Origin of the sequence: Streptococcus sp. 116-D4, assembly GCF_009731465.1 — a bacterium.
Taxonomy (GTDB): Bacteria; Bacillota; Bacilli; order Lactobacillales; family Streptococcaceae; genus Streptococcus; species Streptococcus pseudopneumoniae_E.
Genome location: NZ_AP021887.1, coordinates 806,705 through 821,420, shown reverse-complemented (window position 1 = coordinate 821,420; position 14,716 = coordinate 806,705). Strand labels below are relative to the sequence as shown.

The window sequence follows — 14,716 nt, the reverse complement described above, 5'->3', positions numbered from 1 at the left end:
TATTTTATAGATAGACAGTAGGCAATACAGTCTAACTTTCCTTACTATTTTATCAAATTTCAGCTAAATTGCAAGTGTTTTACAAAGTTTTTGTGAATTATTCTTAATCTACTAATCTAAACGACACTTCTGCTCCTATCACTTAGCTAAACAAAAAGAAAAATCAGGAATTCCTGACTTTTACTTAGCTAATTCTCTTTCTCGTTCTTTCATTATTTTATGATTTTCATACAAACGAGCTAAGAACTTAGAAATTTCTTTTAAGATAGAATAAGTTGGTACAGCGACAATCATACCAATGACACCATAGATATTACTTGATAACAAAAGTAATACTAAAATCGTAATTGGGTGAACCTTCATAACTCCACCAACAATCCGTGGATATAATACATTCCCATCAATCTGTTGAATAACAATCATGTAAATTACAGCAATTAACATCTTTTGAGGATCCGTAAACAGATTTGAAATAATCATCGGAACCAAACCGATAATTGGACCAACATAAGGTATCAAATTGGTTAAACCAGAGAAAATAGCAAAAACCAATGCATACTTGAGTCCAATGACACTATATCCGATAAAGGCCAAACAACCAATAATAATCGCATCAATTGCGACACCACTAATATATCGAGAGATTGTAGCATTCAAATTTTTTAAAAGACCTGTAATATGCAACTTATCTTGCTTTAAAACAGTACGTTCAAGCATCGGCAAGAATTTGTGACTATCTAACAAAAAATAAATTAAAAACACAGGGGTCATGATAATAATCAAAACAGTACTAAAGAGTGCAGATAAGACACTACCAACACTATTTGTAACACCATTTAAGATATTTTGTAGGATGTCTACATAAGACAGATTCAGCTGTTGAATAGTCTTTTGAACATCTAGATTTTGAAAAGCTGGGTATTTGGATAATTGTATTACTAAATCTTGAATACGACTGTATATATCTTGGCTAGAATTAATCAAACTACTCAACTGATTGATTAAAATAGGTAAGAGATAGACAACACCTATCACAATCAGCCATACTAAGCCACAAAGAGTCAATAAAATTCCAATAACTCGATTCAGCTTTAATTTTTTCTCTAGAAACTGGACTACGGGGTTCGTTAGATAATACAGAAAACCACCCAGTAAGAAAGGAATCATAATTGTATTTATCACACTAGCAAAAGGTGTAATAATAGCACCCATTTCTCTCCAAAGATAGAAAATTAAGGTTATCAGTAGTATTTCAGTAGTCCAGAAGAATAATTTGTTTCTCCGAAACATATGCCACCTCCTCTTCTCCCTATTTTACCATATTTAAAAAAAGATTGATACCCCCCGTCATAAAATCAAGAATATTTTTTTTCTTTATGATAGAATAAACTTACTATGAAAAAAATAATTTTAACTATTTTAAGCCTTTTCGTTATTAGCTCAGCATCTACTGTTGCTGCTCAGGATTTTAATATTACTGCAAAACATGCCATTGCTGTTGAGGCGAATACTGGTAAAATTCTCTATGAGAAAGATGCAACCCAGCCAGTTGAAATTGCGTCAATCACAAAGTTAATTACTGTTTATCTTGTCTATGAAGCCTTGGAAAACGGCAGTATTACACTATCAACTCCGGTAGATATTTCTGATTATCCTTACAAATTAACGACAAATTCTGAAGCGAGTAACGTTCCTATGGAGGCTCGTAATTATACCGTCGAACAACTACTTGAAGCAACCCTAGTATCTAGTGCTAACAGTGCGGCTATTGCCCTAGCTGAGAAAATTGCTGGCTCAGAAAAAGATTTCGTCGATATGATGCGCGCAAAGCTCTTAGAATGGGGAATTCAGGATGCTACTGTTGTCAATACGACAGGTCTGAACAATGAGACTCTTGGGGATAACATTTACCCGGGCTCAAAAAAAGATGATGAAAACAAGCTCAGTGCTTATGATGTTGCTATCGTTGCTCGCAATCTCATCAAAAAGTACCCACAAGTCTTGGAAATCACGAAAAAACCTTCTTCTACTTTTGCTGGAATGACAATCACCTCTACCAACTACATGTTAGAAGGCATGCCTGCTTATCGCGGTGGTTTTGATGGCCTTAAGACAGGAACAACAGACAAAGCTGGAGAATCTTTTGTTGGTACTACTGTTGAAAAAGGGATGAGGGTTATCACAGTTGTTTTGAATGCAGATCATCAAGACAATAATCCTTACGCTCGCTTCACAGCTACATCCTCACTAATGGATTATATCTCTTCTACATTCACACTTCGTAAAATCGTTCAGAAAGGTGATGCCTATGAAGATAGTAAAGCCCCTGTACAAGATGGAAAAGAAGATATGGTCACTGCCGTTGCCAAAGATGATATCAGTCTAATTGAACGTGTTGGAGGACAATCGTCCCAAACTATTCAATTCACACCTGATTCTAAGGCAATTCCAGCACCACTTGAAGCCGGAACTGTGGTTGGACATTTGACTTATGAAGACAATGATTTGATTGGCCAAGGTTACATCACTACAGAACGTCCTAGTTTTGAGATGGTAGCAGAAACGAAAGTTGAAAAAGCCTTCTTCTTAAAAGTTTGGTGGAATCAGTTTATCCGCTTCATCAACGAAAAATTATAAAAAAATCGCGATTTTAAACCGCGATTTTTTTTACAAGTTCATCTTCAAAATCCTTGATTTTGAATCAATCTAATACTCAATGAAAATCAAAGAGCAAACTAGGAAGCTAGCTGTAGTTTGCTCAAAGCACCGCTTTGAGGTTGTAGATAAAGCTGACGTGGTTTGTAGAGATTTTCGAAGAGTATAAAATCAAATTTTATCCAACTGATCCTTCCATTTCATAGCTAATCAAGCGGTTAAGCTCAACTGCATACTCCATTGGAAGTTCTTTAGTGAAGGGTTCGACAAATCCCATGACGATCATTTCAGTTGCTTCAGTCTCTGACAAGCCACGACTCATGAGGTAATAGAGTTGCTCTTCTGAAATCTTAGATACCTTAGCTTCGTGTTCCAAAGCTACTTGTGAGTTATGAATTTCATTAAATGGAATGGTATCTGATGCTGACAAATCATCCATGATAATGGTATCACACTCGATGTGAGAGACAGATTTCTTAGAGTTCTTGTTAAAGGTTACTTGTCCTCGGTAGTCTACTTTACCACCGCCCTTAGCGATAGATTTTGACACGATAGATGAACTCGTATGTGGTGCATTGTGGATCATCTTAGCACCAGTGTCCTGATGCTGTCCAGCATTAGCAAAGGCGATAGAAAGCATAGTTCCACGCGCCCCTTCTCCATCAAGGTAAACTGATGGATATTTCATAGTTGTTTTGGCACCCAAGTTTCCATCAATCCACTCAACTGTCGCATCTTTCAAAGCTTTGGCACGTTTCGTTACCAAGTTATAGACGTTATCAGACCAGTTTTGGATGGTTGTATAACGCATATAAGCACCATCCAAGGCAAAGATTTCTACAATGGCCGCATGCAAGCTGTTGCTTGAATAAGTTGGCGCTGTACATCCTTCTACGTAATGGACACTTGCTCCTTCATCAACGATAATCAAGGTACGTTCAAACTGACCAGTATTTTCGTTGTTGATGCGGAAGTAAGTTTGAAGTGGGATATCTACCTTAACACCTTTTGGTACGTAGATAAAGGTTCCACCTGACCATACTGCCGAGTTGAGGGCAGCCAATTTGTTATCTGTTGGCGGTACCAACTTCGCAAAGTATTGTTTAAACAAGTCTGGGTATTCCTTGAGGGCAGAATCCGTATCTGTAAAGACGATACCTAACTTCTCAAATTCTTCCTTCATGTTATGGTAAACCACTTCTGACTCATACTGGGCAGAAGCTCCAGCTAGATAGGCACGCTCAGCTTCTGGAATCCCAATACGTTCAAAGGTTTCTTTAATCTTTTCAGGAACGTCGTCCCAAGAACGAGCTGGTTTATCAGATGGTTTTTGGTAATAAATCAAGTCATCAAAATCAATCTCTGACAAATCTGCTCCCCAAGTTTGCATAGGCATTTTTTTGAAGGTTTCATAAGACTTCAAACGGAATTTTAACATCCACTCAGGTTCTCCCTTTGCAGCTGATAGTTCACGAATGACATCTTCATTCAATCCTTTTCCTGTCGATAGGACAGGCTCTACATCATCATGGAAACCAAATTTATATTCACCAAGGTCAATTGGTTTTGGTTCTACTCTTTCTTCAGCCATAATATCCTTTCTTTCATTCTTCATTTCTACTGATTCATAAGACAAAAGAAACTTGCCTTACTTGTTTTCTTGATTTTCAATTGTTTTCTTCAGGGCATTCCAAGCTAGGGTTGCACACTTAATTCGTTGAGGGAATTTTGCAACGCCTGATAAGAAGGCTGCGTCTCCAAGGTGGTCTTGACGTTCATCTTTTTGCCCTTGAACCATTTCAGAAAAAATAGTCGCAAGTTCTAAAATTTCTTGCTTGGTCTTGCCTAAAACTGCATCTGTCATCATACTAGCAGAGGCAGTTGAGATGGTACAACCTGAGTTTAGAAAAGCGATATCTTCCAAACGATTCTCTGCATCAAACTTGACAGAGAGATTGATAACATCACCACAGGTCGGATTGTTGAGACTGATTTGCTCTGCATCTTCTAATTTCCCTTGGTGATGGGGATTTTTCGAATGGTCCGCTACCACTGCCATATAAAGGCTATCTAGTTTAGAAAGTGCCATTGAAAAACTCCTTTGTCTTTTGTAAGGCATCGACTAGCTTGTCGCAATCTGCCTTGGTATTGTAGATATAAAAACTTGCACGAGCTGTAGCTGGAACGTCCAAATACTGGAGCAAAGGTTGAGCGCAATGGTGACCTGCTCGAACAGCCACTCCTTCATAATCCAGAGCAGTCGCAAGGTCGTGAGGATGAAGGTCACCTAGGTTAAAGGCAATGACACCAGAGCGTTGAGCCAAATCTTGAGAACCGTAAATGGTCAAACCTTCAATGGCCTGCAGTTTTGGAAAGACATATGCAATCAATTCCTGTTCATGAGTTTCAATAGCAGCCATACCAATCTTTTCAAGATAATCCACTGCAGCTGCTAGTCCAATCGCACCTGCCATGTTGGGAGTTCCAGCCTCGAATTTCCAAGGCAACTCCTTCCAGCTAGCAGATTGCTCATAGACGAAATCAATCATCTCGCCGCCAAATTCAAGAGGTGACATTTGTTCTAGATATTTTTCTTTACCGTAAAGAACACCAATACCAGTCGGACCAGCCATCTTGTGACCTGAAAAGGCAAAGAAGTCTACATCCAAGTCCTGGACGTCAATCTTCATATGAGGCGTAGATTGAGCACCATCTACCACCATGATGGCTCCAACTTGGTGGGCCAATTGAGTGATTTCTTTGATAGGATTAACCACTCCAAGAACGTTTGATGCGTGAGCTAGTGAAACAAATTTAACTTTGTCAGTCAATTTAGAACGCAAGTCATCCATATCCAGAGCTCCATCCTTGAGATAGACATAGACAAGCTCTGCCCCAGTCTTTCGGCAAGCTTCCTGCCATGGAATAATATTGGAATGGTGTTCCATGACAGAAATCAAGACTTGATCTCCCTCAGTCAGAATTTCCTCAGCGAAACGTGCCACCCAGTTAAGACTGGTTGTCGTGCCTCTAGTAAAGAGAACTTCCTTTGTAGACCCTGCATTGATAAACTTACGAATGGTGTCACGAGCCGCCTCATAAGATGCTGTCGCCCTTTCAGCCAAGGTATGAACACCTCGGTGAACATTGGCATTGTCCTGCTCATAATAGCGATTAATCGTTTCCAGAACTGCTAGTGGTTTTTGTGTCGTCGCGGCATTATCCAGATAAACCAGAGGTTCATCATTAACAATCTGGTCTAAAATTGGAAAATCCTTGCGAATTGCTTCTACATCTAACATAGGCTTCACCTTAGCGTTTTGACAATTTTTCTTCGATCGTCGCAATCATTTCATCACGAACTTCCTTGACTGGAATCTCAACGATAACAGAGCCTAGGAAACCGCGAACAACCAAACGTTCTGCAGTTGCCTTATCTAAACCACGGCTCATGAGGTAGTACATGTCTTCTGGGTCTACTTGACCGATAGAAGCTGCGTGCCCTGCAGTAACATCATTTTCATCAATCAAAAGAATCGGGTTGGCGTCTGAACGTGCTTGGTCTGAAAGCATCAGAACACGACTTTCTTGTTGGGCATCTGCTCCCTTGGCACCCTTGATGATGTGGCCAATACCGTTGAAGGTTAATGTTGCTTTTTCAAGGATAACCCCATGCTGAAGGATATTTCCGATTGAGTTGCAACCATAGTTTGTTACGCGAGTATCAATCCCTTGCACCTGACGGCCACTTGAAAGAGCTACAACTTTCAGGTCCGCATGGCTACCGTTCCCAATCAAATCGCTATCAAAGTCAGCAACGACATTTCCTTCGTTCATGACACCGATGGCCCAGTCAATACTTGCATCGTTACCTAATTTACCACGACGGCTAATGTAAGCAGTGACGTTTTCACCTAGACGGTCAATCGCCGCAAACTTCACTTGAGCACCAGAACGTGCAATGACTTCTACTGTGATATTAGCAGTTGCTTTGGCACTTCCTTCACCGCGTGACTCTAAACGTTCCAGATAATTAATCTTAGAATTTTTACCAGCGATAATCATAATATGCTTGTTAAACGGCACATCGCTATCGCTGTCTTGGTAGAAAATTCCTTCGATTGGTTCTGTAATCTCAACATTATCAGGGATGTAGAGAACAGCACCACTGTTAAAGTAAGCTGTGTGGTAGGCTGCCAACTTGTCATCGTCATACTTAACAGATGACATGAAGAATTCTTCGATTAACTCTGGAATTTCTTCTAAAGCTGAATGGAAGTCTGTGAAGACAACACCCTGTTCAGCCAACTCAACTGGAATTTGCTCAAAAACAGTCTGAGTCCCTACTTGCACCAATTTCAAGTGATTATCTAGCGCAGTGAAATCTGGAACATTTGCTGATGGCTCACTTTCTGTAATCGTTCCTTCACCCAGATTCCAACGGTGGAATTTGACACGCTCAATAACTGGTAATTCCAAAGTCTCAATCTTATCAAAAGCTTTTTGACGGAGGTCAGCCAACCAGCTTGGTTCAGCGTGCATTTCTGAAAAAAGTTTAATATTTTCTTTAGTCATTTACTTCTCCTAAAAGATACGAGGGAATTACAATTCTTCCTTGTAGTCGTAGCCAAGTTCTTCAGCTAGTTTTGCGTATCCTTCACGTTCCAAACGCGCAGCCAATTCTGGACCACCTGAAAGGACAACACGACCTTCCATCATGACGTGTACCACATCAGGTGTGATGTAATTCAAAAGACGTTGGTAGTGAGTGATAATCATAGCACCAAAGCCTTCACCACGCATGGCATTGACACCTTTAGACACAACCTTAAGAGCGTCAATATCAAGACCAGAGTCAATCTCATCCAAAAGGGCAAAAGTTGGTTCCAACATCAAGAGTTGAAGAATCTCATTACGTTTTTTCTCACCACCAGAGAAACCTTCGTTGAGGTAACGCTCTGCCATTTCTTCTTTCATGTTGAGCAATTCCATCTTCTCGTCTAGTTTAGTAATAAACTCACGAACTGAAATCTTTTCATCATCTTCTTTACCAGCATTCATGGCTGCACGAAGAAACTCAGCATTGGTAATTCCAGGGATTTCTGATGGGTATTGCATAGCAAGGAAAAGTCCCATACGCGCACGCTCGTCAACTTCCAACTCAAGGATGTTTACGCCATCAAACAAGACTTCACCTTTGGTAACTTCATAGTTTGGATTTCCCATGATAGCGGCAGAAAGAGTCGATTTACCAGTACCATTTGGTCCCATGATAGCGGCGATTTCTCCTGTTTTCAGGGTCAGGTTAACCCCTTTTAAAATTTCTTTTCCTTCAATCTCGACGTGAAGATCTTTGATCTCTAATACTGACATGATAGTTCCTTTCTTTTTTAAGGCCTTTACAGTGCTTACTAGAGACATACTAGTTGTCTCTAGTAAATACGATAATACTCAATGAAAATCAAAGAGCAAACTAGGAAGCTAGCCGTAGGTTGCTCAAAACATAGTTATGAGATTGTAGATAAAACTGACGAAGTCAGCTCAAAACACTGTTTTGAGGTTGTAGATAAGACTGATGAAGTCAGTAACTATATATCTACGGCAAGGCAAAGCTGACGTGGTTTGAAGAGATTTTCGAAGAGTATAAAAGGTCAATAAATATACTTTTATAGTATAACAAAAAAAAGCCTAAAAGGCTTTGATTTTGTCTAGAAGCTGGGGACTAGTCTTTTCCTTTTAAATGCTGGTCAATGACATCTACAATCTTGCCCATCAAGTAACTAACTCGAAAATTTCTAAAGAGCAAAATAGCCCAAAAGGCTGCCATAATATAGCGGCCAGTCATCCAGGCTTCATTGAAAAAATAGGTCTCAGCAGCTGTAAACAGCGCGATAATAATAAATTGTTGTCTATTCATAAACTTATTGTATCATGAAATCTTTCTTTAGTCTTCCTCTACCTTCACTTTATCAGCCAAAAATTCAAATCCTTCTGGAATCAAGTTTTCTTCTGCTTCTTTCTCAGTTTGGGAGGATTTGGCTTTGGCTGAAAAGGCTGCGCGAACTTCTTTCCATTCCTCCATGGAAATGGCTAAAATTTCGGGTGAAAAACCTGCTGCCTGACTGAGGATGTTACCAAACATGGTGTTGAGATTGTCCCGTTTCATGGTTTGCCCAGCATTGAAGTTAGACTCAAAAGCAAGAATAGCATGGTGTTCATTGGCCGCAACCGGTTGAGATCCGACTAGTAGAGCCTTGTCCGGCCCACCTAGACTTTCAATCACCTCTCCCCAGGCATTCTGTAAACGAATCAAGTTTTGACGTGCTAAATCAGGATTTTCGACGGCCTCTTGCAAGATAGATTGTACTTTATTGCGATCCACACGATAGACCGTCTTGCCTGCTACTGGGCGACTAGGCGCTGGACTAGTTGGCTTAGCTACAGTTCCTACATTTTCGAGTTCTTGTTTGAGGCGGGCAACTTCCTGTCTTAATGCAGAAATTTCATGTTCAACTGCCCCAGAAAGAGCTGGTTCAGGCTTAATCTCTGCCAACCGGATGGTCATCATCTCAGCATAAATTTTAGGCTGCAAACTAGACTTAATATCTGCTAAACTGACTGTTGCTAAGCGAATCATTTCAAACAGATTTTCTTGAGGAAGAGCTAAATTTTCTACAAAGACTGGACTATGATGAGTGTTTTCTCCCCCTGTTTGAACAATTAACAAATCTCTTAAATAGTGCAAAAGGTCGGTCACAAAACGAGTCATGCTCTTACCATTCTCAAAGAGAAGATTTAAGCATGCTAGGGCCTTTGGAGCATCCTGTTGAGACAAGGCAGCCACAAAATCATCCAAGGCTGATAGGCTAATGGTGCCAGTAATTTCTTCAGAGATGGCAGTCGTCAATTCATTTCCTTGCGTCAAACTCAGGGCTTGATCCAAAATTGACAAGGCGTCTCGCATTCCACCTTCAGCCCGTCTGGCAATGATTTCCACAGCCTCTGGTTCAGAACTGATATTTTCTTTTTCTAAGATATAGCGGATATGTTCCTTAATATCCTCTATCTTAATCGATTTAAACTCGAAACGTTGCACACGGGATAGAATAGTGGCAGGAATCTTGTGCAATTCAGTAGTGGCCAAAATAAAGACCACATTCTGTGTTGGCTCTTCCAGTGTCTTTAGGAGGGCATTAAAAGCCCCTGTAGACAGCATGTGAACCTCATCTATGATATAAACCTTATAACGGGCAAGACTAGGAGCGTAGGTAGATTTATCACGAATTTCACGGATTTCATCCACCCCATTATTAGAGGCCGCATCCATTTCAATGACATCTTCTAAACTACCGTTCGTCACCGCCTGACAAATATAGCAGTAATTACAAGGCTCACCACCAACTTGATTTGGACAGTTCATAGCTTTAGCAAAAATCTTAGCTACACTGGTTTTTCCTGTTCCACGCGGACCAGAAAAAAGATAGGCATGACTTATTTTCTCTTGCTCTACTGCTTGTTTAAGAGTCTTAGCCACAACTTCCTGTCCAACCAACTGGGAAAAGTTTTGACTTCTATATTTTCGATAAAGTGCTTGATACATTAGGCTTTCTCCCCAAACATTGTAAAGTCCCATTCTGTCTTTTCAAGCAAAATAGCGACAAATTGTTCCAAATAATCTCGATCCATAGCATCATAATCATCAATTTCTGAAGAATCCAAATCCAGAACTCCAAGTAATTGACCATTCTTTATCATCGGCACAACAATTTCACTTTTAGCACTACTATCACAAGAAATATAGTTGGGATAAGTCCTTACATCTCCAACAATAACAGTTTCCTGAAAGTGAGCTGCCTCACCACAAACACCCTTTCCTAGCTCAATACGGATACAGGAAACACCGCCTTGGAAAGGACCTAAAACCAATTCCTTTCCGTCAAACAAATAAAAGCCTGCAAAGACAGTATTGGAAAAGCGTGACTTTAGAAGAGCACTAGCGTTGGAAAGATTAGCCAAAACATTGGTTTCACCATCCAATAAAAAAGAGAGCTCCTCATTTAACGTTTGATAACGTGATTGTTTTTCTGATTCTAACATAGAACTATTATATCAAAAAAAGACTTACAGACAAAAGAAAAATCCTTTGTTTTGTAAACAAAGGATTTTGTGAATTTTAAATTTGATTAAAGTTCGATATCACCGAACAAGTCAGCCATTGAGAATCCTGTTTGTGTTTCTGGAAGTTCGAAATCACGTTTTTCTTGACGTTTTGGACGACGTGGGCGAGCAGCACGTTTTTCTTCTTTTTGTCCTTCTTCTTGAGCTGGACGCTCTTCAAGAGCTTTGATAGAAAGTGATACGCGCTCTGCATCTGCGTTAACTTCAAGAACTTTAACTTTAACTTCTTGACCAACTTTAAGAGCTTCTTTTGGATTTTCAATACGTTTGTGTGAAATTTGTGATACGTGAACAAGTCCATCGATACCTGGCAATACTTCAACAAATGCACCGAAGTCAGTCAAACGTTTAACTGTTCCTTCAACTACATCACCTTTAGCTAATTTTTGCTCAACGCCATCCCATGGTCCAGGTGTTGTTGCTTTAAGTGAAAGTGATACACGTCCTTCTTCTTCGTTAAGATCAAGGATTTTCACTTCAATTTCTTCACCAACAGATACAACTGATTTTGGTGAAACATTACGTTCATGTGACAATTCAGTCAAGTGAACCAATCCGTCAACACCACCAAGATCGATGAAAGCACCGAAGCTTGTGATACGAGCAACTTTACCAGTTACTACATCACCAACAGCCAATTTACTGAATACTTCAGCGCGAGCTGCTGCAGTAGCTGCTTCAACAACTTCACGACGTGAAAGGATAAAGCGGTTTTCTTTAGGGTCAACTTCTTTAATTTTAGCATCAAATTCTTGACCTACAAAACGCTCAGTGTTACGTACGAAACGAGTATCCAACATTGAAGCTGGGATGAATCCACGAACACCTTCAAATTCTACTGAAAGTCCACCTTTAACGGCACGAGTTCCTTTAACAGTAACAACTTCTTCCTCACGACCAACAAGTTTGTCCCATGCTTTGCGAGCTTCAAGGCGTTTTTTAGATACAAGGTATGTAACTGTATCAGTATCTTTACCAACTACTTGACGAAGTACAAGAACATCCAATACTTCTCCTACTTTAACAAAGTCATTGATATCTGCATCGCGATCGTTTGTCAATTCGCGAAGAGTCAAGACACCTTCAACACCAGTTCCAGAGATTGCAACGTTAGCTTGAGTCGCATCAACTGTCAATACTTCAGCACTAACAACATCACCAGTCTCAACTTGGCTAACGCTATTTAGCAAATCTTCAAATTCGTTCATCTAAAAAATCCTCCAACAATCAAGTTTTTCTTAAACTTGACATACTTATAATTTTTTTCCTAAGCACCCGCAAGAACATGTTCATATCGTTCACGTCTTTCAATTATAAAAATAAAATACCCTAAGATATTTTGCCTTTTATCTTGATCATTACCTAAGAACTGGGGTAGCTGGATTCGAACCAACGCATGAGGGAGTCAAAGTCCCTTGCCTTACCGCTTGGCTATACCCCATTGATGAAATGGAGAGAGAGGGATTCGAACCCCCGAACCCGAAGGAGCGGATTTACAGTCCGCCGCGTTTAGCCTCTTCGCTATCTCTCCTACAATCAACTTGTATCATTATATCATGAAAATTTCAAAAAAACAAGACTTATTTTGCTAAATTATAATTTTCAATCAAAATTTCCACAGCTTTTTCCAATTTTTTATAAAAACTATCGACATTCCCATTCTTTATGATGGCAAATTGTCCATCTAATTCGGCAATTTCTCCGATAACTTTTTTACCAATGGTCAAGGTATAGCCTTCAAAACTGTCTTTTCCTACATTAACCTTGGCATCTGCTACTTGAATTTCAATTTTTTTATCTTTCTTACTCATTTCATACCTCTCTTCACTTTTTCTATTTTACAAGAAAATCCTAAAACTAGCAAGAAAAAACTCTATATCAGACTTCTCTGATATAGAGTTTTATGCTTTATTTAATATGGTTTTCTAGTTCCTTTTGGTACTTACCATTTGACTCTAATTTTTCTTTTTGCCATTTTTTCAGTGCTTCTTCATATTCTTTTGTCGTAACGATATCTTTTTGCAATTTCATTCCTTTAAAGATATATGGGTCACCTTTAATACCAACTTGTGAGTATGGTTTTGAGAATGGTACTACATTACTTACAACTGGAGAACCACCAGATGAGGCTGTCGGCATCAATAATGAACTATCTGTCAACCAAGCTTGAGCCTTGGCATATTTTTCATAGCGCTCTTCAAGATTCGTAGTTTCTGAATCGGCTTCATCCAATAATTTCTTATACTGGTCTAAACCAAGTTGCGCTACAACATCCTTATCTTTCCCTTTAGTAATACCAAGGTGTTTCATAGCAGAACCTGTTTTAGGATCCATGATATTCAAGTAAGATGCTGGGTCTTGATAACTTGGAGCCCATCCTGTACTGTTCAAATCATAGTCTTTTTGAGAAGGAACACGCGCTTGTGAAGTAATTGTTTCCTTTTCATTATCTGTCATTTGAAGAACGTCGATGACAACATTTTCAGCACCAAGAGTTGATTCAATTGACTGTTTGAAAGAGTTGCTTTGTTGAACGGCGATGGTGTCAGTTTGTTCAACTGGGACATCCAAGTGAATTGGGAAAGTTACTCCTTTAGCTTCCAAGTCTTTCTTCGCTTTTTCAAAAGCAACTTTAGCCTTGTCAGGGTTGTAGATAGAATCCTTACCATCAACTAACTCCACGTCCTTCCATTGCTCGCCATAGTTCACCAACTCTGCTTGTGCGATTTGACCAAAGTTCTTTCCACCTGCTTGCACAAAGTTGTCAGGAACGAGGCTGTTACGAATAATCTTATCCGCACCGTCTTCACCATTTAGCTGGGCAGCATAAGAATGGCGGTTGAAGGCAAAGTTGATAGCCTGACGGAAGTCCTTATTAAGCATAGCTTCTTTTGTAGAAGTTTTTTGTTCTTCACTTGTTTTCGCAGTTTTATTGAATGACTGACGATTTACGTTAAAGGTGAAGTAATAACTACTTGAGTCCTGTGGGCTATAAGTAATTTTATCTCCGTATTGTTCCAAAGTTGAAGCAAAGTTTGAGCTACTTGGGAAGAGACGGGCTGTCGTATAGGCACCTGAAGAGAAACTACGGATCAACGATTCTTGATCAGAACCATCGTAGTAAGTCAATTTAATCTTCTCAATTTTTACCTTTTCTTTATCCCAATAATTTGGATTTTTCTCGTATTCAATCAACGATTTAGACGTCAAGGTCTTCAAGATATAGGGACCATTGTAGAGAATTCCTGCTGGAGTAACTGCTCCATAATCTTTACCTGACGCCTTCAAAAATTCTTCATTTACAGGCAACATCGTTGCTGTTGTAACTTTAGAGTTCCAGAAGCTTTCTGGTTTGTTTAGGGTATATTCGACTGTGTAATCGTCCAAGGCCTTAACACCAACTGTAGAGAAATCATTGGTTTCACCAGTCATGTAGGCATCCAATCCCTTGATTGAATTTTGGATGAGAGAGACACCGTCTGACTTGCCGTCAGCTACGTGTTTCAATCCTGTTACAAAGTCATGGGCTGTTACTTCTGCGTATTCTTCACCTTCTGATGTGTACCATTTAACCCCTTCACGAAGTTTATAGGTATAAGTCAAACCATCTTTTGAGACAGACCAATCTTCAGCTAAGGAAGGAATAACATTTCCGTATTGATCGTTTTCCATCAAACCATCCACCACGTTTCCGATGATATCGGTTGTAGATGTACGAGTAGCTATGCTATAGTCCAAAGATGCTGGATCTACTGCATAAACATACGAAAATGTTGTCGGTGCATCTGCTTCTTTATCAGCTTTTCCACAAGCTACTAAAAGAGCTGTTGTACTCAGGACTACTCCTGCTGTTAAGAGCCATTTTTTCGATTTCATAAAAAAT

Annotated in this window: 13 protein-coding genes and 2 tRNA genes; 1 reads left to right on the top strand and 14 read right to left on the bottom strand. The window is 39.6% G+C overall.

Annotated elements, in window-relative coordinates; genetic code table 11:
- Nucleotides 1-180 precede the first annotated feature (180 nt).
- Nucleotides 181-1,290 carry an AI-2E family transporter gene (locus UKS_RS04220; RefSeq protein ID WP_156011928.1) on the bottom strand — a complete coding sequence of 370 codons (1,110 nt, stop codon included), beginning with the start codon at nt 1,288-1,290 and terminating at the stop codon, nt 181-183.
- 105 nt (nt 1,291-1,395) lie between these two features.
- On the opposite strand from UKS_RS04220, the gene pbp3 reads away from it, so the two are divergent.
- Complete coding sequence (gene pbp3, locus UKS_RS04215) at nt 1,396-2,637, top strand: D-alanyl-D-alanine carboxypeptidase PBP3 (protein WP_156011927.1); 1,242 nt, start codon at nt 1,396-1,398, stop codon at nt 2,635-2,637.
- Nucleotides 2,638-2,833: 196 nt separating this feature from the next.
- Here the strand turns inward: pbp3 and sufB are convergent, their stop codons facing one another.
- From sufB to UKS_RS04150, 13 genes are all read right to left on the bottom strand, one after another.
- On the bottom strand, nt 2,834-4,246 hold the full coding sequence (gene sufB / locus UKS_RS04210) for a Fe-S cluster assembly protein SufB (protein WP_156011926.1): 1,413 nt from the start codon (nt 4,244-4,246) through the stop codon (nt 2,834-2,836).
- Between the two features lie 57 nt (nt 4,247-4,303).
- Nucleotides 4,304-4,744, bottom strand: a complete 441-nt coding sequence (gene sufU / locus UKS_RS04205; RefSeq protein ID WP_156011925.1) for a Fe-S cluster assembly sulfur transfer protein SufU — start codon at nt 4,742-4,744, stop codon at nt 4,304-4,306.
- Complete coding sequence (locus tag UKS_RS04200) at nt 4,731-5,957, bottom strand: cysteine desulfurase (RefSeq protein WP_156011924.1); 1,227 nt, start codon at nt 5,955-5,957, stop codon at nt 4,731-4,733. The genes sufU and UKS_RS04200 overlap by 14 nt, the downstream gene beginning before the upstream one ends.
- A gap of 10 nt (nt 5,958-5,967) precedes the next feature.
- Complete coding sequence (sufD, locus tag UKS_RS04195) at nt 5,968-7,230, bottom strand: Fe-S cluster assembly protein SufD (protein ID WP_156011923.1); 1,263 nt, start codon at nt 7,228-7,230, stop codon at nt 5,968-5,970.
- A 27-nt stretch (nt 7,231-7,257) separates the two neighbouring features.
- Entirely contained in the window at nt 7,258-8,028 is a 771-nt protein-coding gene (gene sufC, locus UKS_RS04190) for a Fe-S cluster assembly ATPase SufC (RefSeq protein WP_000114489.1), read from the bottom strand.
- A gap of 349 nt (nt 8,029-8,377) precedes the next feature.
- Nucleotides 8,378-8,572, bottom strand: coding sequence for a DUF3272 domain-containing protein (locus UKS_RS04185; RefSeq protein ID WP_001081602.1), 195 nt, complete (start codon nt 8,570-8,572; stop codon nt 8,378-8,380).
- Nucleotides 8,573-8,599: 27 nt separating this feature from the next.
- Complete coding sequence (gene dnaX, locus UKS_RS04180) at nt 8,600-10,255, bottom strand: DNA polymerase III subunit gamma/tau (protein WP_156011922.1); 1,656 nt, start codon at nt 10,253-10,255, stop codon at nt 8,600-8,602.
- Nucleotides 10,255-10,752, bottom strand: a complete 498-nt coding sequence (locus tag UKS_RS04175; RefSeq protein ID WP_156011921.1) for a GAF domain-containing protein — start codon at nt 10,750-10,752, stop codon at nt 10,255-10,257. The genes dnaX and UKS_RS04175 overlap by 1 nt, the downstream gene beginning before the upstream one ends.
- A gap of 86 nt (nt 10,753-10,838) precedes the next feature.
- Complete coding sequence (gene rpsA, locus UKS_RS04170; protein ID WP_049497665.1) at nt 10,839-12,041, bottom strand: 30S ribosomal protein S1; 1,203 nt, start codon at nt 12,039-12,041, stop codon at nt 10,839-10,841.
- A gap of 161 nt (nt 12,042-12,202) precedes the next feature.
- A tRNA-Gln gene (locus tag UKS_RS04165) sits at nt 12,203-12,274 on the bottom strand.
- Nucleotides 12,275-12,283: 9 nt separating this feature from the next.
- Nucleotides 12,284-12,364: transfer RNA gene (locus UKS_RS04160), tRNA-Tyr, on the bottom strand.
- 49 nt (nt 12,365-12,413) lie between these two features.
- On the bottom strand, nt 12,414-12,644 hold the full coding sequence (locus UKS_RS04155; RefSeq protein ID WP_000037113.1) for a DUF2969 domain-containing protein: 231 nt from the start codon (nt 12,642-12,644) through the stop codon (nt 12,414-12,416).
- Between the two features lie 97 nt (nt 12,645-12,741).
- Nucleotides 12,742-14,709: a peptide ABC transporter substrate-binding protein gene (locus UKS_RS04150; protein WP_156011920.1), complete on the bottom strand. Its 1,968-nt coding sequence runs from the start codon at nt 14,707-14,709 to the stop codon at nt 12,742-12,744.
- Nucleotides 14,710-14,716: the final 7 nt, after the last annotated feature.

Excerpts from the sequence above, each read along its gene's own strand:
- UKS_RS04220 (WP_156011928.1), bottom strand. The coding sequence starts at position 1,290 with ATGTTTCGGAGAAACAAATTATTCTTCTGGACTACTGAAATACTACTG.
- pbp3 (WP_156011927.1), top strand. The coding sequence starts at position 1,396 with ATGAAAAAAATAATTTTAACTATTTTAAGCCTTTTCGTTATTAGCTCA.
- sufB (WP_156011926.1), bottom strand. The coding sequence starts at position 4,246 with ATGGCTGAAGAAAGAGTAGAACCAAAACCAATTGACCTTGGTGAATAT.
- sufU (WP_156011925.1), bottom strand. The coding sequence starts at position 4,744 with ATGGCACTTTCTAAACTAGATAGCCTTTATATGGCAGTGGTAGCGGAC.
- UKS_RS04200 (WP_156011924.1), bottom strand. The coding sequence starts at position 5,957 with ATGTTAGATGTAGAAGCAATTCGCAAGGATTTTCCAATTTTAGACCAG.
- sufD (WP_156011923.1), bottom strand. The coding sequence starts at position 7,230 with ATGACTAAAGAAAATATTAAACTTTTTTCAGAAATGCACGCTGAACCA.
- sufC (WP_000114489.1), bottom strand. The coding sequence starts at position 8,028 with ATGTCAGTATTAGAGATCAAAGATCTTCACGTCGAGATTGAAGGAAAA.
- UKS_RS04185 (WP_001081602.1), bottom strand. The coding sequence starts at position 8,572 with ATGAATAGACAACAATTTATTATTATCGCGCTGTTTACAGCTGCTGAG.
- dnaX (WP_156011922.1), bottom strand. The coding sequence starts at position 10,255 with ATGTATCAAGCACTTTATCGAAAATATAGAAGTCAAAACTTTTCCCAG.
- UKS_RS04175 (WP_156011921.1), bottom strand. The coding sequence starts at position 10,752 with ATGTTAGAATCAGAAAAACAATCACGTTATCAAACGTTAAATGAGGAG.
- rpsA (WP_049497665.1), bottom strand. The coding sequence starts at position 12,041 with ATGAACGAATTTGAAGATTTGCTAAATAGCGTTAGCCAAGTTGAGACT.
- UKS_RS04155 (WP_000037113.1), bottom strand. The coding sequence starts at position 12,644 with ATGAGTAAGAAAGATAAAAAAATTGAAATTCAAGTAGCAGATGCCAAG.
- UKS_RS04150 (WP_156011920.1), bottom strand. The coding sequence starts at position 14,709 with ATGAAATCGAAAAAATGGCTCTTAACAGCAGGAGTAGTCCTGAGTACA.